The following is a 21,836-nucleotide window of genomic DNA, read 5'->3' on the forward strand; positions in this document are numbered from 1 at the left end:
CAAACGCACACTAGCCGACTTAGTTTATCAGTCACCGAAACAACAATGGCTGTCTAAATTATGGCGGCACAACAAAAAAGCCAGCTACCGTAAATAGCTGACCAAGTTAAAACATATTTCAAGCGGATTATACCACGGAAAGAGGTTTGAAATGAAACTATCTAAAATTACTATTACCAATTTACGAGATGATGAACCAGATATGATGTTCAGTGCTGAGCACATTACGCCAGACGATATTATTACTGGTTTACTAACGAATGCGGCTATTGTTAATCGGAAATGTGACCTAGACCTTGATGATTTTCTACATGCCGCGATCCAATGCTATAACGGTTCAAACGGTGCTGAATACGGCGAAGAGGTGACCCCGAGTGACAACTAAACCTGAGTTAACTCTGCCTGATTATCGGGTGGAGTATCTACCAACCACCATTTCAATTCAGAACTACGAGCAGCTTCAACAAACTGTGGATGATTATGCCAACAAGTTTAACAACATAGTGGTGACTGAAGCCACTGAAAAGGATGCCAAGAACATCCGCGCTGAACTCCGTAAGGTGTCCGCTGCACTGGATAACCGACGTAAAGAAATCAAGAAGGACTTTAACCGGCCTTACGATGATTTTGCCGAGAAAGTGAAGGTACTACGAGCCAGTTTAGACCGAGCCATCATTCCCATCGATGCAGGGCTGAAGGAGTTGGAAGAACAGCAGCGTCAAGCACGACTAGCCGGGGTCCAAGACCTGATTGAAGAAATGGCACCGAACTATGGTGTCGATTCGTCAGAGATCGATGTTGACCCGACATGGTTAAACAAGACCATCAGTAAGAAAAAAATAGTTGATGGAATTGCCGGGGCCATGGTTTCCATTAAGAAGGCCAAGGACAAACTCGCAACCGATATTTCGACCATTACCAAGTATGCCGAGGTTCAAAGGGTGGACCCAGCCGGTTGGGTGGACCAACTCAAACAGGGTCAAGATGTTGACTACTTGATGGCGGCCATCGACGCCCAGGTTAAGCGGCAGGCCGAAAGGCAACGTGAGTTAGAAGCTAAAGCGGCCGAAGAGCAAACACATCAGGAAAACAGGGGGAGTGCCATTGTGGACACCGATACCGGGGAAATCGTTTCCCATAAGGTGGCCTTAATGATTACGACAACCAAAGAAAAGATGTGGTTGTTAAAGAATTTTATGGATTCTAACCACATTCAGTACGAGAAGGTGAAGTAAATGGAAATTCAACACGCCAGCGACCTTAAACGGGGGACGGATTTTACCGCCTTGATTTACGCTCAACCAGGAACGGGGAAGACCTCAACGCTCCGTTATCTTACGGGGAAAACCTTGGTAGTGGATATTGATCGGACCACTAACGTACTGGCTGGAAGCCCCAATATCGATATTGTGAAGCTCGATACCAAGCACCCACTAGAGGGAGCCCGGTCACTTCTACTAGAAATTAGTCGAGGGTACCAAGGTGTTTACGACAACATCGCCATCGATAATCTGTCCGAGTTTGAACAGGCTTGGTTAGGTGAGAAGGCCAACGAGTCGAAGACCAAGTCGGGGGCCGACATGGGGATTCCCCAGATGAACGACTACAACCAGTTAGGATTTTACCTGCCGGACATGATCCGCTTCATCAACTCATGGCCGGGGGTCAACAAGGTGTACACGGCTTGGGAGACTACCCGCCAAATTGAAACGCCGAGTGGGCAGACGTTCAACCAGTTCACACCACAGATTCGCGAGAAGATTGTGACGAATGTGATGGGCCTGATGAACTTAGTTGGCCGGATGGTGATTTCCGATAAAACTGGACAGCGGGGATTCATCTTGCATCCCTCAAACGCAGTATTCGCCAAGAATCAACTGGACGACCGGAAGTTTGCCTTACCCGAGGACCTGTTTACGAAGATTGGCGGTGATGTGGATGTATCAACTTCACCCGTACCAAACGGACCTAGTCAACCAGGCCCGGCAAGCCCTCGCAAAGGGTAAAAAAGCGGTGCTCCTACAAAGCCCGGCGGGGTCCGGTAAATCGGTCATGATTGCCGAGATAGCCCGCCTAGCAGTTGCTAAGGGCGGTCAGGTGATGTTCACAGTTCACCGCAAAGAGCTCGTGAACCAAATCAAGCAGTCGTTCCGGGAGAACGAAGTGGATTTAACCCGATGTACCATTCTCACTGTGGGCAAGATAGCCCACCGCTTGAATATTCTACCGAAGCCGACCCTCATCATTACCGACGAAACGCATCACAGTCTGGCTAAGACCTACCAGACCATTTACGACCACTATCAGGGTGTCCCGCGGTTGGGATTCACGGCGACCCCTTGGCGGCTAAATGGGAAGGGATTACACGATGTGTACGACGCTATGATCTTGGGGCCGTCAATCGACTGGTTAATTGAGAATCACTATCTGGCCCCTTACAAGTATTATTCCGTGAAGCTGGTCGATGATGCCAAGCTAAAGAAATCGAGTACTGGTGACTACACCAGTAAGTCGATGGATGAAGCAGTCGGACGGACTATCTTCGGGGATGTCGTTAAGACGTACCAGGAGAAGACACCAGGTCAACAAGCCATTGTGTATGCTCACTCTGTCGAGTTCTCGAAAGCAATTGCCCAAGCGTTTCAAGCAGCGGGCATCGAAGCGGCGCACGCCGATGCAAAGACCCCATCTGCGGAACGTGAGCGAATTATGTCGGGATTCAAGAGCGGGAGTTTAAAGGTGCTCTGTAACGTTGACCTGATCAGTGAGGGCTTTAACGTCCCCGACTGCTCAGTGGTGATTATGCTCCGACCTACGGAGTCATTGGTGCTTTTTATCCAACAGTCAATGCGCTCCATGCGCTACCGGCCGGATAAAGTGGCCACCATCATTGACCACGTTGGGAACTACCTGCGATTCGGATTGCCCGATGATGAGCATCAGTGGACCTTAGCCGACCGGAAGAAGAGAAAGAAACAAGGTGCGTCGGATGCACCACCAATTCGAACCTGTGAGTTCTGCTTTGCGGTCATCCCCGCAGCGGCCGTTATCTGCCCCGTTTGTGGACGGAAGATGGAGAAGTCTAGTTCCGAGATGGAGACCGATAACACGGTCGAACTGGAACGGATTCATGGTAGCTTAGATATGAAGACGGATTACAACGCGTTGCGCTATGGTCGGATGAAACCGGCCGAGGCTCAAAATATGGAAGACCTGCGGGGAATTGCTAAATCACGCGGTTACAAGCCAGGATGGATATGGTTCCAGGCAAAGTCTAGGGGGTGGACGTCGTGAGTAAGGATTTAGTGAGCCGAAGATTTGGCAGGCTTATCGTTGTTTGTTTAGATCATCGTCAACGAAGCAAATGGGGAAGCCGGTCATTTTGGAAATGCAAATGTGATTGTGGCGGTACGAAGGTAGTTCGCCAAGACCATCTGATTTCTGGAAGTACAAAATCATGTGGATGTTTAGAAAAAGAAAATTTACATCTGTTGGAATTTTCAAAAACACATGGTCATTGTAATGAGCACATTTATTTTGTGTGGAACTCTATGCGGCAACGCTGTAGAAATCCTAAAACTGATAGTTATCCCAACTATGGTGGTCGGGGAATCACTGTTTGTGATGAATGGATGAATAATTTCGAACCATTTTATAGTTGGGCGATGCAGTCGGGGTATAGTCAAGGGCTTACAATTGACCGCATTAACGTTGACGGAAACTATTGCCCAGAAAATTGCCGTTGGGCGACTTATAAAGAACAGGCAATGAATAAACGAAAAACCTCAAAATAGAAAGGATAGAAAATCATGGCAGACTTTTTAAAAACTGACTATTCAAATAACACCGGTGGGAACTTCGAACCGGTGCCAACGGGCAATTACGAAATGATTATCAACAACGCGCAAGAGCAAGCCACTAAGAACGGGGCCGAGAGCCTACAAATTGACCTGTTGGTTCGTAATGACTTGGACAAGGTGCCAGGCTTAGCGGAGACCAACGCTAAGTACCACAACCGGCATGTTTTTGTAGACAACTGGAAACGTAAGGCGACTAACCAGTACGACCTCGAAGGCTTCCAGTACATCTTACAGGCAGCAGGAGTGCCCGAGGGGACGCCATTAAAGACGGTTCAGGACTTCATGAAGTTAATCACTGGGGCCGCCGTTAAGGTTTACGTGAAGCAGGAAGAGGACTCCTACAACGGAAAGACCACTTTGAAGAATCGAGTGGCTCCATGGAATTTTGAAGCCAGCGACTATCCGCAGATTCAGCACGTTTACAAGGATAAACGACCAGCTGGTAAGGCGGCACCGCAATCGCGACCCACAACCGCAACCAATGACCCATTTGCGAATACCGGCGATTCAATTGATATCTCCGACGATGATTTGCCATTCTAAGGAGGCCTGCTGATGTATGAACGAATTCCCCAAGAACTCAAGTCCCTAAAGCAATGGGGACTCTTCAAACTTATTTGGAAGCCTGAACGCAACAAGTACACCAAGATTCCGATTGACCCGTACACTGGGCACGATGGAAAGTCAAACGACCCGCAGACTTGGGCCGATTTCGATACCGCGTTACAAGCGATGCAAGATCTGGGAATGGACGGCCTGGGGTTCTATTTCACGCCACCCTACGTGGGAATTGATGTGGACCACATTGGTGCTGACTTAGACCGCTGGAAGCGGGGTGATACCGATGACAACGAAGTTCAACGCTTCTTGACCATCACGAAGTCCTATGCTGAAACTAGCGTGTCCGGCACCGGACTCCACATCATTGTTAAGGGAAAGATTCCTGGTGATCGACGGCGTAAAGGACCGGTTGAAATGTATACGACTGGCCGGTTCTTTGCGATGACCGGCGAGCTGATTGGCTCTTATCCGGAAGTTAATGAGCCGGACCCTAAGTTGATGCAACTCCTATATGATCGGTATCTAAAAACCGATAATGTGGTGAAGATCCCAACAGACCAACTTCCACAGTTGAACGATCTCAGTGAAAGTGAGATTATCACCCGAGCCGAAAGTTCTCGGACGGGTCAGCGTTTCAAACTATTCATGAGTGGTGGCTGGGAGAGCCTCTACACTAGCCAGTCGGAAGCTGATTTAGCATTCGCCAACGACTTAGCTTTTTGGACCGGCCGAGACTTCACCAAGATGGACAGCATTTTTCGACAGTCGAGTTTGATGCGTCCCAAGTGGGATGAGCGCCACGGGAAGACAAACTACGGGGTGGCAACGCTCAATAAGGCCATCAACGAAACGCATGATGTGTTTACTCAGCGCAAGGCCCCACTAAAGTACCGGTTTGAGTTTGCCGAGAGGGACCAACCGAAGAAAAAGAAGGTTCCGCCCCGTAGCTGGGACGATACTGGGAATGCCGACCGATTTATGGATAAGTACGGCGAGCTGATGAAGTACTCCTTTATTGACAAGAATTGGATGGTTTACAACGGGAGCTACTGGGAGATTGATGAGACGGGGCAGGTACACAGCTTGGCTGACCAGGTGATTGATTCCATGAAACATGAAAAGCTGGTAGTTCCGCCAGATAGCGACTTGACCGAAGAAAAAGCGATGAAAGCATTTCAGAAACACATTAAGCACTCACGCTCTAATTCTGGAAAAAAAGCGCTAATTGATGAAATCAAGCACCGGGTCCCAGTGCTCCACGGTGAATTCGATAGTGACAAAACGCTGCTCAATGTGGCGAACGGGTATGTGGATTTGACCAGTGGGCTCCTCCACGAGCATGACATTGCCAAGATGTTCTCACGGCAGACCCGTACTGAGTACACCGATACCATCGATGCACCGGAATGGCAGCAGTTTCTAGACCAGATTTTTAACGGAGATCAAGAATTGATTGATTACGTGCAAAAGGCAGTGGGGTACTCACTGACCGGGTCCACGAAGGAACAAGTGATGTTCATTCTGTATGGGAACGGTCGGAACGGTAAATCTATCTTTATTGATACGATTGCCGATGCTCTGGGGAACTATGCCCGGTCAATGCAAGCCGATTCTATCATGGTCAAGCAGAATAAGTCCGCTGCTAACTCTGATATTGCCCGCCTAGAGGGCGCCAGGTTAGTCACATCAAGTGAACCTAACGATGGTCTCCGACTGGATGAAGGGCTGGTGAAGCAATTAACTGGTGGGGACACTGTGACGGCCCGGTACCTATACGGGAAAGAGTTTGAGTTCAAACCAGAGTTCAAGTTATGGTTGGCGACCAACCATAAGCCGATTATTCGAGGGACCGATGACGGAATTTGGCGGCGCTTAATGTTGATTCCGTTTGCTGTAAAGATCCCGGATAGCCGGGTGGATAAGGATTTGAAGTACAAACTTCAACGAGAAGAGGTCGGTATCTTGAATTGGGCAGTCGAGGGTGCACTGAAATGGCAACGAGAGGGCCTGAAAGCACCTGAGAGTGTTCGACAAGCTAGTCGCGATTACCGTAATGAGATGGATGTGACCTCCGAGTTTTTAGAGGAGTGCTGTACGTTGGGCGAGCATGAGACGGTCCGGGCGGCCGAGTTATATCGACGGTATAAAGGATGGGCAACCGATAATTCTCAATACTTGATGAACTCAACGAAGTTCGGGAAAGAGATGGGAAAGAAATTTGAGAAAAAACATGACATGCAAGGAACATATTATTTGGGATTAAGTTCAAAACAATTCAATGAACCGTTTGAGCTTATTACCAGACATCCCAAATAACATGATGGGTCTGATGAGTTATGACGAGTATGTTTCTAACTCGTCAGGCGTTGAGCTGTAAGGAGTTTGACCACTATGACTAGTTTTTTTATAAATAACATATTAGAAAAAGAAATAAAATTATGTAGAGAAAGGATAGGAAAGTGCCGTCATACTCACCATAGCCATCATATTCCTTGCAGGAGTAAGAAGTAGAAGCATGACGGCTTAATTCTAACCCGTCATACTCGTCATGGAATTGGAGGTTACATTATCGAAAGTGAACAGTTTTGGAAAACAATTCTAGGATTTTCAGATTACGAAGTTAGTAATCTAGGCCATGTACGAAGTAAGGATATGTACCGACCATCGAAGAATGGATCTGTTTCACTTCGAAGAGGTGTGATATTGAAACCTGCTGTATTAAAGGCAGGTTATCAGAATGTTCTTTTATCAGGGCCTAACGGACGTAAAAATAAAATGGTGCATAGACTGGTTGCGGAAACGTTTATTCCGAATCCAGAAGATAAAGAACAGGTGAATCATATGAATGGTAATAAGCTAGATAATCGAGTTAGTAATTTAGAATGGACAACTCGTTCTGAGAATATTACTCACGCTGTTCGAAATCATCTGACTTCAAAACCTAAAACTATACTTCAATTAACGTTAGGCGGTAAATTGTTGAACCGGTATTATTCGCTGAGAGAGGCCGCTAGAAATATTGGAGGTCAATCATCCGGAATATGCGAAGCCGCCAAAGGTAAAAAGAATGGAAATCGATATAAGGGATTTATTTGGAGGTATGACGATGGAAAGTGAGCATGCTGTGCAAACAAAAATCATGCTGGCCCTATCGAAGAATGGTTTCACCGTTTTTCGGAGTAACGCCGGTAAGATTCGGACTGAGGCCGGACAAATGATTATGTTGTTTCCGCGAGGGTTCCCCGACATTTGTGGGTTCCGGCATTCGGACGGGCGATTCTTCTGCCTAGAAATTAAAAATGAAAAGGGACGGCTACGTCCTGATCAAAAGCTGTTTGCACAGTTTATTAAGAATTTTCCAGTATTGTACGGAGTCGCTCGTTCTGTGGACGATGCGCTGGAAATCGTTGGGGGTGAGTAGCTTTGAGTAGTAAGACCATCAAGTGTACCGCAAATACTTTAAGTGGAAGCATAAAAACGAAAAAAGGTTTTTGGCAGAAGGCCTAGGATATAGGTTGAATTGAGGAGAGGTGGTTGTGTGGCCGTTAATGAAGAACTGATGAATAAGATTCGAAAAGCTGAGAGCGAGTATGGAAGCTCGGACAAGTGGCCAGATTCAATCGTCAAAGAGTTAAACAGGCTAGCTAATCGTCTGCCCGACATTACACACACTGAAAATGTCTTAATGATTCGGCGAATGATCCGACATGGGTTTGATCCCTACCAGATTGTGGAAGCACGAAAAGTGTCTATAGGTCACGTTAGACATATCCGTCTCGAGATGACTAGGGCGGGTGAACTGGACTACGAAGCCACACCAGATGAGCTAAAGCAGATTCAGTACAATGTTGACCACATGCTTAATCCTAATAATCAAGTCATTGCTACGGCAATGGGACGGAAAAAGGATTGGGTGCGTTGCATGCGAGAGAAATTACGGGAGGCAGAACAGTGAAATATTTGCCAAAAGAAACACTGGAATATATGCGAGAGAAGACGGATGAACCAATTATTGCGGTTTACTTGACCGGTAGCTACCTGAATAATTTGAATGTTGTGGGGTCCGACCTGGACTATTACGTGGTTACCTTCCCGCCGTTTGAGAAGTTGATCTTCAACCGTAACGAGAAAATAAAGCAAGTAAATGGTGACGTTGATTTTAAGGCTATGGACTTGTTTCATTTTATTAACCTGGTATTTAAAGCCAATCCGAATGTGATTGAGTTGTTTTACCGTGAACCGTTGTACGCTAATGCCACGTATCAGGCCCTTGGAGAGTGGCTTAAGAGTAATCGTAAAGAATTACCCCTGTTGAATCCCAGTGGCTGGGAGAAGGCTTGTATTGGCCTTATGATTCACTCCTACCAGACGTTCAAACGGAATAAGGCATACCAGGGGAGTGACAGTGACGGGAAAGAAGCTGCTAATTTCTTTAAGGCGTTTCAGTACTTCACTTATGAATTAAATAAAGGAAGCCTGGAAGGCGTGGTCACATTTGATGATGAGTTTTTACGTCAATCAGCGTTGGAAATGAAGAACCATGAAAATGTAAGCGACAAGGAACGTGAGCAAGTTGCTAATTATATGAAGCGGCAAATAGATTCGGTCAAGCTAAATCAAGGTGAACTTGAAAGAATGCCCGTTCCGGATCAATTAATGAATAATCTTATTAAGGCTGCTAAACGAACGTATTTTGTCGGGGAACAGTTACTGGAGGGCGAATGATGGTACCAAAATTTAGAGCATGGTATATGCCGTTTAAACGTAAAGAGAAAACGCCCAAAATGCTATACGGAAAGTCTAGCAATATTCTAGCGTTTGCTGAGATGTTTCCAGATGAGTATATCGTAGAGCAGTCTACCGGCATGAAAGACGATAATGGCAATGAAATCTATGAAGGCGATATACTAGCCACATCATCTAGGATAGGTAGAGAACTTTTAACTGATTATTTAAAAGTTGATTGGCGAGAGGATTATGCAGGATTTTTCTGTGGAGAAAAACCATTGTTCGCTTGTTTGAGCGAATGGGATAACGACATTAAGTATCCACAAACATTTCCTGAGATAGTTGGCAACGTACACGAGAACCCAGAACTATTGGAGGCGCAGCATGATTAAGAATACTAAAAGAAATATTGACAAAGACATTGAAAAATCGTTTGCAGAAACATTTGATCCGCTGCTAAAAAGCGTCTATGGCTGGTCAGTGAAGGATGGTAAGTGTGTCCCACCGAAGATCATCTTTCCTAAACCAGTTGCCGATAGAATTGAGTATTTTGCAGAAGAAATGGAAAATGGTTTAACTTTCCAAGGGGCGCTAGAATTTATCTTCGCTGGAGACGAAAAAAAGTGTAAAGAAGATTGTGAGCAGTTCATGGATTGGTTACCAGTCAGTGATGGCTTCAAAAAATGGAGCGATGACTATTTCTCGTACAATTATAAAGAAGCACAGGTAATGCTGGCTCTGATTTACGGAAACTATCAAGTGGAGGCACAGCATGACACACGAGCAGATTGAGTATCGCAATTACGTGATGCAAGGCATGGCAAGCTATGGCGGCGATGTGGCACAGGCGTTAGTGTGGTGTGGCAATCACTTTACCAAGCTGAGCAACAGCCAACGCAACGCGATTAACAAGCTGTCAGCGAAGGAACGCAACCAGGTTATCCATGAGCTGACAATGGGATAAAATTCTTATTTTATGTAGGAGGGTATAAGCATGACTGAAGACCAGATTAAATTTCGAAACTACCTAATTTCGATCTATCAAGATCAACGTAATGATATGATTCGCTCTATTATGTGGATGGCTAACCACTTTAACCGATTACCTCACGAAATCCATGCTGCCTATCTCCGTTTATCATCCCTGGAACGTAACGCGGTTATTCGGGAAGTTTGCATGATGGGAGGTGAGGCCTAGTGACAATTGAATTATCCGATGCAACCATTGGTAAGATTGTGGCTGGGTTGATTACCGGCGGTAGTAACTTTGCTAAGAGTGAGAGTGAACAGCAACTCCGAAACACTAAGTCACTGTTACGCCATTACCGATTGTTGGAGAACCATTTAAACATTGAAGTTCCAACCGTGGATGAAGATGTCCCACTATCTAAGTACGAAATTAGCTTATACTCTTTACTTGGGTATCGGGTACGGTCTAAAGAAATGATGGAGTTCGTGAACAATATTTTAGACCGCTACCGACAGTTGTGTGTGGCAGGGACCTATGAAGACGGACGCCGGTATGATGTGATTAAGAAGCTGTATCTGATTGATGACACGTTAACCCGGGTGCAGCTGGCAGATTATTATCAGGTTGACGAAAAGACTATTCGGCGGGACGAACGAAAGGCTATCGATGATCTATCCGTGATGATTTTTGGCATCGATGCTCTTAACGACATGTCCAAAACGCGCCGAACAGCCGTCCACAAAAGTCCGAAATAAAGGTTTACTATAGTAGCATGAAGTAAATTACAGATAACCAAATACATCCAAACGGCCCTAGCAGTGATGCTGGGGTTTTGTTATGCTTAGCACTAGAGGTGATAAGCATTGAAATTAGGTACATCAGATTGGATTCAACTTATTTCATCTATAACTGCTATTTTTGCCCTGATAGGATTGATTATTCAAATACGCATTCAAAATTTCCAAGCCAAGTCTGATAAAAGGCCACATTTTACAGCCGTTTTTATGAATTGGATTAAGTCGGGTGATGTAGCTGTATCAGAATCTCAAAGCTGGGATTTCGATAAGTATTTTAAAGGAATAATAGCAGTAAGCACCATTGATAACATAACTGCCATGGATCTGTATTTAGTTGCTACGTATAAGGATGGTACAAAAGATTATCTTTATCTGACGAAACTAGATAAGGCGAGAAGATCACTAGATTTTAAAAATGGGATGGAATTTTATAAGTTAGAAATTTTCTTCAAAACCTCGGTTGAGGAGTATGGTAACGCAACTTTTAATTTTGAAAGATACATTGTTATAGCTCCGGAGTATCGTTGGGGATATAAGGTAAAACATGAGTATGACGCAGTAGTTAAAGAAACGAATAAACGGCGTAGAAAGGCTAAATCAAATTTTTCTACATATACTTTTGATGATAAAGATTTAAAGTCCGCGCAGCTCTACAATGAGATGAGGTTAAAGCGATATGTTGGTAGAGATAAAACAGCAGATGCAATCAATGAGTATTTGTACGGTGATAAGGATGGAAACCCTAAAAATCAGGGCGGTAATAATTAAGTGATAGAGGAGGCCTGCACTATGCAGAAACTAACAGTAAAGCAGTTTAAGTTTGTTGAAGCATACATTGCTAGTGGTAATGCAACGCAGGCCGCTACCGAAGCTGGTTATAGCAAAAAGACTGCTTATAAAATCGGAACTGAAAACCTCAAAAAACCTCAGATTTTGAAAGCACTTGAAAAGAGAACTGAGGAAATAAAAACGGAACGGATTGATTCTCAACAAGAGGTTATGGAGTTCTTGAGTGATGTGCGACGCGGAAAAGTTCAAGAGACTGTGGTAACTCCGGGTGGACGAAAAGTAACTGTCCCGTCAAAGGTCTCTGAACGCATCAAGGCTGCCGAACTTATCGGTAAGCGTTACGCAATGTGGACGGATAAGCAAGACCTGACCGCCACCATCAATCCGGTTCAGATTACCGACAACGTGCCAGCGGGGAGTGATGACGATGGTTAGCCTAGCAACGACCATGGCCCCATCATTCTACACTCTGCATCACGACATCAAGCAACGTAAACATTCGAATTATTGGCTAAAAGGAGGACGTGGTTCAACCAAGTCCTCTTTTATTTCGCTCGAAATTGTGTTGGGTATCATGAAGGACCCGGAAGCCAACGCTGTCGTTCTCCGGAAGGTCGCTGAGACGTTGCGGCGGTCAGTGTTTGATCAATATCTCTGGGCCATTGATACTCTGGGTGTGGCTGACTACTGGAAGGACTCAACATCCCCTTTAACATTGACGTATATCCCCACCGGACAACAGATTCGTTTTCTGGGTGCCGATAAGCCCCGGAAGATTAAGTCACAAAAGTTCCGGCGAGGGTACATTAAGTTTAAACACTACGAGGAGGCTGATGAATTTGACAGCTGGTCCGACGTTCGGAACATCAATCAGTCGTTAAACCGGGGCGGTTCCAATATTCTGACGTTCTATAGTTTCAACCCACCCGCCAGTCAGAACAACTGGGCTAACCAGGTAACAGCCAGTGAGGGGCAGCGGGATGATACGCTGGTGCACTCATCGGATTACTTATCGGTGCCTAAAGAATGGTTGGGTAAAGAATTTCTGGCCGATGCAGACCAGCTCAAAAAGGATAATCCCAAGGCCTACGCTCATGATTATCTGGGTGAGGTTACCGGGACGGGTGCCGAGGTCTTTAACAACCTGACACTTCGAGAGATCACCGATGAAGAGATTTCACATTTCGATAAAATATACCATGGCATGGATTTCGGGTTCGCTCACGATCCATTAGCTTATGGGGATGCATATTGGGACGCGGCTAGACGCCGGGTCTTTTTGTTTAACGAAATTTACAGTGTGGGGATGACTAATCGAGAGGCAACTGAGGCAATTAAGAAGCTGAACCCGATGAATGAAGTCATTACTGCCGACTCCGCAGAGCCTCGAACCATTCGAGAGTTCCGTGACCTGGGCATTAACGTCGTGGGTGCTAAGAAAGGCCCTGGTAGCCGTGAACATGGCTTTAAATGGTTGCAGGACTTAAGAGAAATCATTATTGATCCAATTCGGTGTCCCAACACTGCCCGTGAGTTCTCTGGCTACGAACTGGCTCGCGATGCAATGGGGAACTTCAAGGCCGGGTATCCAGATGGGAATGACCACACGATTGATAAGACACGCTACGAATTAGAGTCATTGATGAAGAAGGGAGGGTTTGTACCTTGGAAGTAAAAACAATGAAGAAGCTACTCAAGAATACCGATTCACGACGAAACAAATTCAACGAACAGTTTAATCGTTCAGTTCGATATTACTTTAACAAAAACGACATCACCAATCGCAACAATGGGGAGTCAAGAGTTAACCCTAAAGGAAGTGACGATCCTTTACGTCAAGCTGACAACCGAGTTAGTAATAACTTCCATCAATTGTTGGTTGATCAAGAAGCTGGGTATCTTGCAACTACCCCTCCCTCTGTGGATGTCGAAGATGACGGTCTAAATGACCAGATTAAAACGACCTTAGGTGACAACTTTGGGCTCCGACTCAATCAGTTAGTTGTTGATGCGGCTAATGCTGGAGTAGCATGGGCACATTATTGGGTAGATAGAGACGGGCAATTTAGATATGGTATTGTACCACCTGATCAAATTACCCCAATCTATTCAAGTGACTTGGACCGTAAGTTACTGGCATTGCGTCGTACGTATTCGCAGCTTGATCCAAAAACGGGTAAATATTATGAGATTCACGAGTACTGGACTGACAAGGACTGCACATTTTTCAAGTCTGAGAAGCCTGACTACACCGACCTCGAAGAGTTGCCTGGACGATTTAATGTTTATGATATTACGACTAATGCTGATATTGGTGCGGGTAACGTGATGGCTCATCAGTTTGGTCGGATTCCCTTTATCGCTTTTCCAAAGAATAAGTACCAGCGTCCCGAACTGTATAAGTACAAGGGCCTGATTGATGTTTACGATGACGTGTACAACGGTTTTGTCAACGATGTGGATGACATTCAACAGGTCATTTTAGTGTTGACCAACTATGGTGGTACTGACTTGGCAGAATTTATGAAGGCACTAAAACAAGATCATGCGATTAAGATGGACAGCGTGGGAACTGGCGATAAGTCGGGTGTTGATAAGTTGACCATTGACATCCCGGTGGAGGCCCGTAAGACATTGTTAGAGTCTACCAAGGCCGATATATTCGTGCACGGTCAAGGCATTGACCCGACCAAGTTTGAAGCGAATAACGCTAGTGGAACGGCCATTAAAATGCTGTACTCTCACCTAGAGTTAAAGGCGGCCAACACGCAGGCCTACTTTACCGATGCACTCAATGAGTTAGTCCGGGCTATTATGCGGTGGTCTAAGGCTTCGGACCCTGACGGTCGTAAAATTGAACAGACCTGGTCTCGGGCTTCAATCCATAACAACCTCGAAGAAGCTCAGACAATATCGCAGGTTGCTCAGTATTCGAGTGACGAAGCGATTGCTAAAGCTAATCCGATTGTTGATGATTGGCAGCAAGAGTTAAAGGATCGGCAAGACGATATTGTAAAACACGATGGTTATGCTAATCCGGACGCCTTGAATGATGTGGATGGTGAGGACGATGACGAAACTTAGTTATTGGGAACGCCGTTATCTACAAACCAAAGCCAAAGAGATTCGGTCGACCGAGGCATACGAGAAGGCAATACAGCCTGAGCTCAATGGCCTGTTCCGTGAGCTTAATGGTGAGGTTAGCAAGTGGGTAGATAAGTATGCCAAGAACCAAGGCATCGACTCTGATGCAGCCCGCAAGGCTCTCAACGGTATTCATACCAAGCATTGGGAACTGACACTAAAGCAGTTCCGGGAAAAGGCCAAAGCAGGCGGGTATGAAGATAAGCTAGATGCTGAGTACTTTCGTAGCCGGGTGGCCAGGTTACAGTCATTAGAGCAGCAACTTTGTTCTATTTCTCAGCCACATGCTCAGAGCATGACCGATTCAATGCGGGATAAATTGGTAGACCAGTACAATGATACTTATATGCGAACCAACTACAACGTACAAGTGCAACACGGTAAGTTCACGGCTGACTTTGCGCGTTTCAACGATGCCCAACTTAGGATTGCGGTTAGCCAGCCTTGGGGGGAAGACGGCAAAGACTTCTCACAGCGTATCTGGAAGAACTACCAGAAAGAGTTACCCAGTTACCTGATGGATGCCGTTCTTCGTGGAACCATCATGGGGTATGGACCCCAGAAAGTTGCCCAGATGATGCACGCTCGGTTTCAAGATGTGAAGCGCAACAACGTTCATCGGTTGGTTGTTTCCGAGATGGCTCATGTGGCCGAAGAAGCTAACGCCCAAGCCTATAAAGAGAATGAAATTGAAGAATACGAGTATATGGCGACGCTTGAAAGCCATACCTGTGACGTTTGTGCCAAGCTAGATGGTCAGGTATTTAAGATGTCTGAACGTAGACCGGGGATCAACTACCCGACCATTCATGGTCGGTGTCGATGTACCACAGTTCCATCAATTAAAGGATTACCCGAGGTTAGCGAAAGATGGTCGCGTGATTTGGAGACTGGCAAGGGTAAAATTGTTAAAAATATTACGTTTAATCAATGGAAGAAGTTAGCGGGAACCAGTCGTTGATAAGTTTGCCAAGTTCTGATCGAGGTGATGATATGGCTAAAGACGATTACTTTGTGGTTATGTATCAGTTGCTAAAAATTCTGTATGACAAACTCAAACAGGGCAAGTCAATAACCGATGAAGAATTCGATCAATTGAGTTATAAGCTTAACGAAACCTATTGGAATTATATTTTGATAAATATGGTTAATGAGGGACTTATCTCAGGCGTGCAGCCAATTAGCACCCTGAATGGCGAAAATATCAAAACTCATAATGTGCAAATTACGCCGACTGGTATTGAGTATTTGTTTAGTAGCTCTATGATGGAGCGGGTTAAAAACACATTGAAAGATATTAAGGGAATCGTTCCCGGTATGTAGCACCCAGAAATCTGTTGAGTGCTATCCTTATACCCATTTTCGACCTCAGCATGTCGTAAAACTGCTATTTGTTTTGCCTTGATTCGTGGTCGCCCCACGTAAATCTAGCGAGAAAGGGTGCTTTAAATGAAACGAGATATGTTGAAAGCTATGAACTTGACCGATGATCAGATTGACCAAATTATGAAATCCAACGGTGTTGATATTGAGGCCGCCAAGTCCTCGCTGGGGGATGTGGATGCTCTCAAGCAAGAGAACGACACGCTTAAAGAGCAGTTAACAACCCGAGATAAGGATATGAAGGCTTTAAAGAAACAAGTCGGTGATAATGAGGATTTGACTAAGCAAGTTACTGATCTACAAGCTAAGTACGATAACGACACCAAAGAGTTATCTGCTCAACTGAAGCAAACTAAACTGACTGGGGCTCTCAATACAGCTTTATCCGGTGCCAAGGCTCGCAATCCTAAGACCGTTGAAGCTTTATTAGATATGGATAAGATTCAATTGGAAGAAGATGGCAAGTTAACCGGATTAGATGATCAATTAGCAGCTATCAAAAAAGATAATGAGTATCTGTTTGATGAGGGTGCTAATACAAATTATGAACCCGGTGGTGGTAATGGCTCTAATGATTCAGACCAAGTTCAAACTTTAGTCGATGCTTTTAAATAATAGAAAGAAGGAAATTAAACTATGGCAACAGTAAATTATGCAGATGCCTATCAACAGGCAATTCAACAGGCGTTCTATGATGGGCATCTATTCTCATCCGATTTATGGAACTCACCTTCTAACAGTATTATCAAGTTTGATGGTGCAAAACACATTAAGGTACCTCGCTTGACCATTGAACAAGGTCGCCAAGACCGAACCCGGCGAACGATTACGGCGATTCAAGCCAACTATAGTAATGATTGGGATTCATATGAACTAACAAATGAACGTTACTGGAGCACATTAGTTGATCCTAGCGATGTGGATGAATCTAATATGGTTATTAGTATCGCTAACATTACCAAGCAGTTTAACTTGGATGAAAAGATGCCAGAAATGGACCGTCAAATGTTCAGCAAGCTTTACCAAGAAAAAGCAGCTGCTGCTGATGGAGGGATTCACACTGATACTTTGAGTGAAGCCAATATTTTAGAAGTCTTTGACAGCATGATGGCTGACTTTGATGAGGCACGGATTTCGGGTGCTGGTCGAATTCTCTATGTGACGCCACAGGTTAACTCGATGCTGAAGCGAGCCGACGCACTCAATCGCCAAATTAATCTGAACGATGCTGGTAATCTCAAACGCTCTGTTTACAGCTTAGATGATGTGACGATCAATGTAGTACCTTCTGACTTAATGCAAACAGCATATGACTTCACTGTTGGTTCTAAGATTAAGGACGACGCTAAGCAGATTGAAATGTTCCTGATCTTCAATGGGGTTCAAATCGCTCCACAAAAGTATAGTTTCGTTGGTTTCGATGCACCTAGTGCTGCCAACAGTGGGAATTACCTGTACTACGAACAATCTTATGATGATGTTCTATTATTGAAGACTAAGACCAAGGGTATTGAATTTGTCACGGCTGAAAAATCCCCAAAAGTTTAGTGGCTCCGACCACAATTAAGGTTGTAGCCACTAAGGGCGGAGCCGATTTCAGTGCAGAATAGGAGGCACTAGAGATGATTTTAAACGTGTATCAAGGTACCGATCTAGTAGGTACCGGTGAAGGTAAGGTTCACGTTGACCTACCTGGAAAGACCTATCCAGCTGGTACCTTTACCGGTGAGTTAGTTGATGGGACCGGTGCTAAGTCTGACCGGTTTGATTTTCCAGAAGTAACGGTGGTGGCCGGCTTCGACCCTGCCGGCAATGTGAAGCCAACTGATGCCAATACGGTAGCCGATATTACCGCTTGGCTAGACGCTCATAGCATCGACCACACTGGTAAGTCGGTTAAGGCTGACTTGTTGGCCTTAGTGCCAGCCGAATAGAGGTGAATTAGATGGATGAGCATCCACGCAAAGTAGAGTTGCTGACCCAGTTGTCGTTGCTCAACCCTGATGATGGGATAAATCCTAGTTGGGCGGCTGTAATGGGGTTCACTTTGGATAAGGTCGTCAGTGATGTTGCCAACTACACGCACCTTACGATTAGGGACCTTCCGGAAGAACTGGATCATACGCTAGTAGCATTGTGTCAGCAGCTATTAACTACCCACCAGTTACTCACGCCAGTTGCTGACCGTGACAACGATGTTAAGTCTATTAACGAGGGTGACACGTCGGTTACCTTTAAGTCGTCCAGTGAGGCGTATATGGAACTTCAAGCGGTTAACACGTTGACTGACAACTACTTGGCTCAACTCAATGTATTTCGGGTGGTGAAACGATGAAAGCTGCTTTTAACCGTATGAGTAAGTCGCTCAACAAACTGTGGTTTGACAAGGTGACCATTACTGGCGTTCGGGATAGTCTCGATGGTGTGTTCACCGATGGTAAGCCTGTCACAATTGTGGAGGACGAACCGGCTAAGGTGGTCCTTAAAGGACTAAAGGCTAGTGAACAGACGTTCTTTGGAACTGATGCCTATGATGCTAAATTGATCATCCGAAATGGCATTAAAATTCCCGCTGGCGCCGATATTGTGGTAACTGATGTAAATGGTCAGACTACCAACTACAAGCGCACCAGCAAGGGTTATGCCGGGTATATCAGTCACCAAGAAGTCGCCATGGTTCGGGACGAAAAGTCGAAGGAGGAATCCTAATGGCTGGATTTACCATCGATGATGCTGAATTTCAAGCGTGGACCGACCGAGTGAATTCTAAGATTGCCACTGAATCGGTTAAACATGGTTTGGAAGTAACAATGCAACGGGTTAAGGCCCAGTCAATGAAGGCTGTTAAGAGTCGGACGCCGGTCGATACTGGTCACTTAAGACAAACATGGCATGTTGATGGGCCATTTATCACTGGTACAGTTATCGCCATTAAGCTGTACAACAACACAGAGTATGCACCATTCGTTGAAAACGGTCACCGCACTCGTGGCGGTGGTGGCTGGGTAGAAGGTCGCTTCATGTTGAAAGATACGGTCGTTGAGGTTGAAGGGCAGATGCCACAACTAATTGCTCCGTCCCTAGAACGGGCGCTAAGGGGGCTACTAGATTGATGATGGATATTATTAATCGGATTGGTAAGCAATTGAAGACAATCTTTCCGGAAGCAGTTGTCTACCGGAAGAACCAGAAAGGCGGGTTTAAAGAACCGTCTTTTTTCGTGTCCAAGATTACGACCACCCGGCAGCCCGAGCTTTTTAACCGCCAAAAGCGGGGGTATCACTACCAGGTAGTTTACTTCCCAGCCCCGGACAATGCTGAACCCGATATGGAATGGATGGAGGAGAAGTTGTTAGACCGTTTCACGCAATTAGATAATTTCGCTCCTATTCGAGATGTTGATTTTAGCGTTGTGGATGGAGCTTTAACCATGGCCTTTTCAGTAACCATTCGAGCCTATCCGGAAGACTTGACACCCAAACAGCAAGCAATTAATTACCACGGAGGAATTACTGATGGAAAACAAATTTAGTAAGTCATCCTTGGTGGATAGCACGGGCTTTAAGCCAATTGAGCGGGACATTCTCTCGCTTAAGTTGGTTGACGGCCAGACTTACACCAAGACTGAAGCAAAGAAAATTATCAAAGAATTTAAAGGGGGAATTTAGTATGGCTGGTGGAATTTGGACAGCACAGAATAAGCGGCGCCCCGGTGCTTATATCAACACTAAGGGTGCTCCGCAGGCACAACCTGATACAGATTTAGGTCGGACCTTATTGATTGGGTCAGCTGACCTGGGATGGGGGCCTAATGGTGTCGTGGAAGCAGATAATACTACCGACTTCCGGGCAGTACTGGGTACCACTCTGAACGATGAACGGTTAATCCCACTTCGTGAAACGTTGAAGGGGGCCTTAACGGTACTCTATCTTAATCAGAATGATGGTGAGAAAGCTAAGGTTGAGGATGCTAAGTTGCCTTGGAACTTTACCGCTAAGTACGCTGGTACGGTTGGTAACACCTTAACTGTGACGGTTGAAAAGGACCCCAACGATGAAACACTGGTTACGGTAAAGACTTTACTGGGTACCACGATGGTGGATGAGCAGATTATTCGGACGACCACAGCCAGCGGGTTAGAGTCTAACGATTACGTAAATGTTACTTTTACGGGAGATTCAACCGAGCCAGTTGGTGAAGTTACTGTTAGTGATGGCGGGGCCGACTTCTCAGCAGAGGCGGGCAAGGCCAAACTTGATGCTTTAGCAGCTTCGACTAGCTATACACTGACTGGTGGAACTACTAAAGCGAGTGATGTTACCGAGAATCTGAATGATGTGTTAGCAACTGAGAATTATAACGTTGTGACTACTGCTGGCTTTGCCGCAGACAACAATATTCACTCACTTGTGGTCGCTTCCGTAAAACGCCTTCGTGATGAAGAGGGGTACAAGGTTCGGGCTGTGGTTCCCATGATGGAAGGGACTTCTAAGTATGATCACGAAGCCATTTCTGTTGTGAATAATGGGGTGGAACTAGTGGACGGTTCAATCTTAACCGCTACCCAGGCCGCCGGTTGGTTTGCTGGTGCATCTTCCGCTGCCAATGCGGGTACTTCACTCACCTATACTGTTTATCCAGATGCTATTAATGCTGCTCCTAAGCGAACTAATGAGCAGACTGTAAATGCATTGAATGCCGGTCAGATTGTCTTCACGACTCTACGGAATGGTTCCGTAACGGTTGAACAGGACATTAATTCACTAGTCTCGATTACTGATGACAAACCAAATGCCTTCCAAAAGAACCGGGTTATTCGGACGTTAGACACGATTGCGACCAACACAATGGAAACGTTCCAATCTCAATTTTTAGGGAAGGTTAATAACGACAGTACGGGTCGGTCTCTTTTTAAAGCCAATCGCGTTAGCTATTTGAAGGACTTATCCGATTCTACCGTGATCCAGCCAGTCGATGCTACTGATCTAAGTGTTGAACCGGGCGAAGACCGAGATTCAATTTTTGTCACGCTGGGTGTGACTCCGATTGATGCGATGGAAAAGCTGTACATGACGATTTTTGTAAACTAGAAAGGGGCGATTAAGTTATGACAATGCGAGATGAATCAGCGTCTGTTATCGGTCAATTTCTGAATGGCCGTGACACTATCTCTACAAAGGATGCTAAGCTTTTTGTTGAAATGAATGGTAAAGTTTGGCCAATGATTGAAGCTACCCAGGTTGCAGCAAAACTGGAAAAGAACAAGGAAGATGTTCAGACCCTAGGTTCTCGGTGGAAGCACAAGAAGACTACTTCAGTTGAAGGCACAGGGACTCTGGGTGGGTACGTGATTAGTTCTAACTGGTTGAAGTACGCGCTCCCTTATATTAAAGGCGAAAAGGACTTATACTTCACCATCACGATGACCATTGAGGACCCAACTTCACGGGCCGGAAAACAAACGGTTCTGTTGAAAGACGTTAACCTGGACGACATTCCGGTGGCCGATTTTGAAGCCGACGATGGTGTAATGGAATGGGAATCTGACTTCACGTTTGAAGGTATTGAATTAGTAGAGCCATTTACTGGCTTCGAAGAATAAT

General features: G+C 45.4%; 32 protein-coding genes. All 32 read left to right on the top strand.

Features of this window, described 5'->3' with window-relative positions; translation table 11 throughout:
• Positions 1-151 precede the first annotated feature (151 nt).
• The 32 genes from HF569_RS02720 (at position 152) to HF569_RS02875 (ending at position 21,835) form a co-directional block, all read left to right on the top strand.
• Positions 152-385: a hypothetical protein gene (locus HF569_RS02720; RefSeq protein ID WP_168901219.1), complete on the top strand. Its 234-nt coding sequence runs from the start codon at positions 152-154 to the stop codon at positions 383-385.
• A complete protein-coding gene (locus HF569_RS02725; RefSeq protein ID WP_168901220.1) occupies positions 375-1,235 on the top strand; it encodes a DUF1351 domain-containing protein in 861 nt (286 codons plus the stop codon). The genes HF569_RS02720 and HF569_RS02725 overlap by 11 nt, the downstream gene beginning before the upstream one ends.
• Positions 1,236-2,006 (top strand): AAA family ATPase, encoded by a 771-nt coding sequence (locus HF569_RS02730; protein ID WP_168901221.1) that lies wholly within the window; start codon positions 1,236-1,238, stop codon positions 2,004-2,006.
• A complete protein-coding gene (locus HF569_RS02735; RefSeq protein WP_168901307.1) occupies positions 1,939-3,294 on the top strand; it encodes a DEAD/DEAH box helicase in 1,356 nt (451 codons plus the stop codon). Before HF569_RS02730 ends, HF569_RS02735 begins: the two co-directional genes overlap by 68 nt.
• Entirely contained in the window at positions 3,291-3,794 is a 504-nt protein-coding gene (locus tag HF569_RS02740) for a hypothetical protein (RefSeq protein WP_168901222.1), read from the top strand. The genes HF569_RS02735 and HF569_RS02740 overlap by 4 nt, the downstream gene beginning before the upstream one ends.
• Before the next feature lie 15 nt (positions 3,795-3,809).
• On the top strand, positions 3,810-4,403 hold the full coding sequence (locus tag HF569_RS02745) for a DUF669 domain-containing protein (protein ID WP_168901223.1): 594 nt from the start codon (positions 3,810-3,812) through the stop codon (positions 4,401-4,403).
• Positions 4,404-4,415: 12 nt separating this feature from the next.
• The gene (locus HF569_RS02750; protein WP_211089595.1) at positions 4,416-6,737 is read left to right on the top strand and encodes a phage/plasmid primase, P4 family; all 2,322 of its coding nucleotides are present in this window, start codon (positions 4,416-4,418) and stop codon (positions 6,735-6,737) included.
• A gap of 279 nt (positions 6,738-7,016) precedes the next feature.
• Positions 7,017-7,538 carry an HNH endonuclease signature motif containing protein gene (locus HF569_RS02755; RefSeq protein ID WP_332870953.1) on the top strand — a complete coding sequence of 174 codons (522 nt, stop codon included), beginning with the start codon at positions 7,017-7,019 and terminating at the stop codon, positions 7,536-7,538.
• Positions 7,528-7,842, top strand: coding sequence for a VRR-NUC domain-containing protein (locus HF569_RS02760; RefSeq protein ID WP_168901224.1), 315 nt, complete (start codon positions 7,528-7,530; stop codon positions 7,840-7,842). The genes HF569_RS02755 and HF569_RS02760 overlap by 11 nt, the downstream gene beginning before the upstream one ends.
• Before the next feature lie 117 nt (positions 7,843-7,959).
• Positions 7,960-8,376 carry a hypothetical protein gene (locus HF569_RS02765; protein WP_168901225.1) on the top strand — a complete coding sequence of 139 codons (417 nt, stop codon included), beginning with the start codon at positions 7,960-7,962 and terminating at the stop codon, positions 8,374-8,376.
• On the top strand, positions 8,373-9,146 hold the full coding sequence (locus tag HF569_RS02770; protein ID WP_168901226.1) for a nucleotidyltransferase domain-containing protein: 774 nt from the start codon (positions 8,373-8,375) through the stop codon (positions 9,144-9,146). The genes HF569_RS02765 and HF569_RS02770 overlap by 4 nt, the downstream gene beginning before the upstream one ends.
• Entirely contained in the window at positions 9,146-9,541 is a 396-nt protein-coding gene (locus HF569_RS02775; protein WP_168901227.1) for a YopX family protein, read from the top strand. The genes HF569_RS02770 and HF569_RS02775 overlap by 1 nt, the downstream gene beginning before the upstream one ends.
• A complete protein-coding gene (locus HF569_RS02780) occupies positions 9,534-9,941 on the top strand; it encodes a hypothetical protein (protein WP_232842542.1) in 408 nt (135 codons plus the stop codon). Before HF569_RS02775 ends, HF569_RS02780 begins: the two co-directional genes overlap by 8 nt.
• Positions 9,922-10,113 carry a hypothetical protein gene (locus HF569_RS02785; RefSeq protein WP_148467641.1) on the top strand — a complete coding sequence of 64 codons (192 nt, stop codon included), beginning with the start codon at positions 9,922-9,924 and terminating at the stop codon, positions 10,111-10,113. Before HF569_RS02780 ends, HF569_RS02785 begins: the two co-directional genes overlap by 20 nt.
• A 30-nt stretch (positions 10,114-10,143) precedes the next feature.
• On the top strand, positions 10,144-10,347 hold the full coding sequence (locus HF569_RS02790) for a hypothetical protein (protein ID WP_168901228.1): 204 nt from the start codon (positions 10,144-10,146) through the stop codon (positions 10,345-10,347).
• Entirely contained in the window at positions 10,347-10,874 is a 528-nt protein-coding gene (locus HF569_RS02795) for a hypothetical protein (RefSeq protein ID WP_168901229.1), read from the top strand. Before HF569_RS02790 ends, HF569_RS02795 begins: the two co-directional genes overlap by 1 nt.
• Before the next feature lie 108 nt (positions 10,875-10,982).
• A complete protein-coding gene (locus HF569_RS02800) occupies positions 10,983-11,684 on the top strand; it encodes a hypothetical protein (protein WP_168901230.1) in 702 nt (233 codons plus the stop codon).
• A gap of 21 nt (positions 11,685-11,705) precedes the next feature.
• The gene (locus tag HF569_RS02805) at positions 11,706-12,140 is read left to right on the top strand and encodes a terminase small subunit (RefSeq protein ID WP_168901231.1); all 435 of its coding nucleotides are present in this window, start codon (positions 11,706-11,708) and stop codon (positions 12,138-12,140) included.
• The gene (locus HF569_RS02810) at positions 12,133-13,380 is read left to right on the top strand and encodes a PBSX family phage terminase large subunit (RefSeq protein ID WP_211089598.1); all 1,248 of its coding nucleotides are present in this window, start codon (positions 12,133-12,135) and stop codon (positions 13,378-13,380) included. Before HF569_RS02805 ends, HF569_RS02810 begins: the two co-directional genes overlap by 8 nt.
• Positions 13,371-14,789 (top strand): phage portal protein, encoded by a 1,419-nt coding sequence (locus HF569_RS02815; RefSeq protein ID WP_168901233.1) that lies wholly within the window; start codon positions 13,371-13,373, stop codon positions 14,787-14,789. Before HF569_RS02810 ends, HF569_RS02815 begins: the two co-directional genes overlap by 10 nt.
• Entirely contained in the window at positions 14,776-15,810 is a 1,035-nt protein-coding gene (locus HF569_RS02820; protein WP_168901234.1) for a minor capsid protein, read from the top strand. Before HF569_RS02815 ends, HF569_RS02820 begins: the two co-directional genes overlap by 14 nt.
• Positions 15,811-15,842: 32 nt before the next feature.
• Positions 15,843-16,172, top strand: a complete 330-nt coding sequence (locus tag HF569_RS02825; protein WP_041815667.1) for a YjcQ family protein — start codon at positions 15,843-15,845, stop codon at positions 16,170-16,172.
• 126 nt (positions 16,173-16,298) lie between these two features.
• The gene (locus HF569_RS02830) at positions 16,299-16,847 is read left to right on the top strand and encodes a phage scaffolding protein (protein ID WP_168901236.1); all 549 of its coding nucleotides are present in this window, start codon (positions 16,299-16,301) and stop codon (positions 16,845-16,847) included.
• Positions 16,848-16,868: 21 nt separating this feature from the next.
• Entirely contained in the window at positions 16,869-17,780 is a 912-nt protein-coding gene (locus HF569_RS02835) for a capsid protein (RefSeq protein ID WP_168901237.1), read from the top strand.
• A gap of 74 nt (positions 17,781-17,854) precedes the next feature.
• The gene (locus HF569_RS02840; protein WP_168901195.1) at positions 17,855-18,166 is read left to right on the top strand and encodes a hypothetical protein; all 312 of its coding nucleotides are present in this window, start codon (positions 17,855-17,857) and stop codon (positions 18,164-18,166) included.
• 11 nt (positions 18,167-18,177) lie between these two features.
• A complete protein-coding gene (locus tag HF569_RS02845; protein WP_168901238.1) occupies positions 18,178-18,567 on the top strand; it encodes a head-tail connector protein in 390 nt (129 codons plus the stop codon).
• Complete coding sequence (locus tag HF569_RS02850) at positions 18,564-18,941, top strand: hypothetical protein (RefSeq protein WP_168901239.1); 378 nt, start codon at positions 18,564-18,566, stop codon at positions 18,939-18,941. The genes HF569_RS02845 and HF569_RS02850 overlap by 4 nt, the downstream gene beginning before the upstream one ends.
• Positions 18,941-19,345 (top strand): HK97 gp10 family phage protein, encoded by a 405-nt coding sequence (locus HF569_RS02855; RefSeq protein ID WP_168901240.1) that lies wholly within the window; start codon positions 18,941-18,943, stop codon positions 19,343-19,345. Before HF569_RS02850 ends, HF569_RS02855 begins: the two co-directional genes overlap by 1 nt.
• A complete protein-coding gene (locus HF569_RS02860) occupies positions 19,345-19,764 on the top strand; it encodes a phage tail terminator family protein (protein WP_168901241.1) in 420 nt (139 codons plus the stop codon). The genes HF569_RS02855 and HF569_RS02860 overlap by 1 nt, the downstream gene beginning before the upstream one ends.
• Positions 19,748-19,900: a hypothetical protein gene (locus HF569_RS02865; RefSeq protein WP_168901242.1), complete on the top strand. Its 153-nt coding sequence runs from the start codon at positions 19,748-19,750 to the stop codon at positions 19,898-19,900. Before HF569_RS02860 ends, HF569_RS02865 begins: the two co-directional genes overlap by 17 nt.
• 1 nt (position 19,901) lies before the next feature.
• Positions 19,902-21,323, top strand: a complete 1,422-nt coding sequence (locus HF569_RS02870) for a phage tail sheath C-terminal domain-containing protein (protein WP_168901243.1) — start codon at positions 19,902-19,904, stop codon at positions 21,321-21,323.
• A 17-nt stretch (positions 21,324-21,340) separates the two neighbouring features.
• On the top strand, positions 21,341-21,835 hold the full coding sequence (locus tag HF569_RS02875) for a phage tail tube protein (protein ID WP_015474419.1): 495 nt from the start codon (positions 21,341-21,343) through the stop codon (positions 21,833-21,835).
• Position 21,836 lies beyond the last annotated feature (1 nt).

It is taken from the genome of Levilactobacillus tujiorum, assembly GCF_012641185.1.
Lineage (GTDB): Bacteria > Bacillota > Bacilli > Lactobacillales > Lactobacillaceae > Levilactobacillus > Levilactobacillus tujiorum.

Coding starts and splice junctions, on each gene's coding strand:
- HF569_RS02720 (WP_168901219.1), top strand. CDS start 152: ATGAAACTATCTAAAATTACTATTACCAATTTACGAGATGATGAACCA.
- HF569_RS02730 (WP_168901221.1), top strand. CDS start 1,236: ATGGAAATTCAACACGCCAGCGACCTTAAACGGGGGACGGATTTTACC.
- HF569_RS02735 (WP_168901307.1), top strand. CDS start 1,939: ATGTATCAACTTCACCCGTACCAAACGGACCTAGTCAACCAGGCCCGG.
- HF569_RS02745 (WP_168901223.1), top strand. CDS start 3,810: ATGGCAGACTTTTTAAAAACTGACTATTCAAATAACACCGGTGGGAAC.
- HF569_RS02750 (WP_211089595.1), top strand. CDS start 4,416: ATGTATGAACGAATTCCCCAAGAACTCAAGTCCCTAAAGCAATGGGGA.
- HF569_RS02760 (WP_168901224.1), top strand. CDS start 7,528: ATGGAAAGTGAGCATGCTGTGCAAACAAAAATCATGCTGGCCCTATCG.
- HF569_RS02775 (WP_168901227.1), top strand. CDS start 9,146: ATGGTACCAAAATTTAGAGCATGGTATATGCCGTTTAAACGTAAAGAG.
- HF569_RS02780 (WP_232842542.1), top strand. CDS start 9,534: ATGATTAAGAATACTAAAAGAAATATTGACAAAGACATTGAAAAATCG.
- HF569_RS02785 (WP_148467641.1), top strand. CDS start 9,922: ATGACACACGAGCAGATTGAGTATCGCAATTACGTGATGCAAGGCATG.
- HF569_RS02790 (WP_168901228.1), top strand. CDS start 10,144: ATGACTGAAGACCAGATTAAATTTCGAAACTACCTAATTTCGATCTAT.
- HF569_RS02805 (WP_168901231.1), top strand. CDS start 11,706: ATGCAGAAACTAACAGTAAAGCAGTTTAAGTTTGTTGAAGCATACATT.
- HF569_RS02810 (WP_211089598.1), top strand. CDS start 12,133: ATGGTTAGCCTAGCAACGACCATGGCCCCATCATTCTACACTCTGCAT.
- HF569_RS02820 (WP_168901234.1), top strand. CDS start 14,776: ATGACGAAACTTAGTTATTGGGAACGCCGTTATCTACAAACCAAAGCC.
- HF569_RS02825 (WP_041815667.1), top strand. CDS start 15,843: ATGGCTAAAGACGATTACTTTGTGGTTATGTATCAGTTGCTAAAAATT.
- HF569_RS02830 (WP_168901236.1), top strand. CDS start 16,299: ATGAAACGAGATATGTTGAAAGCTATGAACTTGACCGATGATCAGATT.
- HF569_RS02835 (WP_168901237.1), top strand. CDS start 16,869: ATGGCAACAGTAAATTATGCAGATGCCTATCAACAGGCAATTCAACAG.
- HF569_RS02840 (WP_168901195.1), top strand. CDS start 17,855: ATGATTTTAAACGTGTATCAAGGTACCGATCTAGTAGGTACCGGTGAA.
- HF569_RS02845 (WP_168901238.1), top strand. CDS start 18,178: ATGGATGAGCATCCACGCAAAGTAGAGTTGCTGACCCAGTTGTCGTTG.
- HF569_RS02850 (WP_168901239.1), top strand. CDS start 18,564: ATGAAAGCTGCTTTTAACCGTATGAGTAAGTCGCTCAACAAACTGTGG.
- HF569_RS02855 (WP_168901240.1), top strand. CDS start 18,941: ATGGCTGGATTTACCATCGATGATGCTGAATTTCAAGCGTGGACCGAC.
- HF569_RS02860 (WP_168901241.1), top strand. CDS start 19,345: ATGATGGATATTATTAATCGGATTGGTAAGCAATTGAAGACAATCTTT.
- HF569_RS02865 (WP_168901242.1), top strand. CDS start 19,748: ATGGAAAACAAATTTAGTAAGTCATCCTTGGTGGATAGCACGGGCTTT.
- HF569_RS02870 (WP_168901243.1), top strand. CDS start 19,902: ATGGCTGGTGGAATTTGGACAGCACAGAATAAGCGGCGCCCCGGTGCT.
- HF569_RS02875 (WP_015474419.1), top strand. CDS start 21,341: ATGACAATGCGAGATGAATCAGCGTCTGTTATCGGTCAATTTCTGAAT.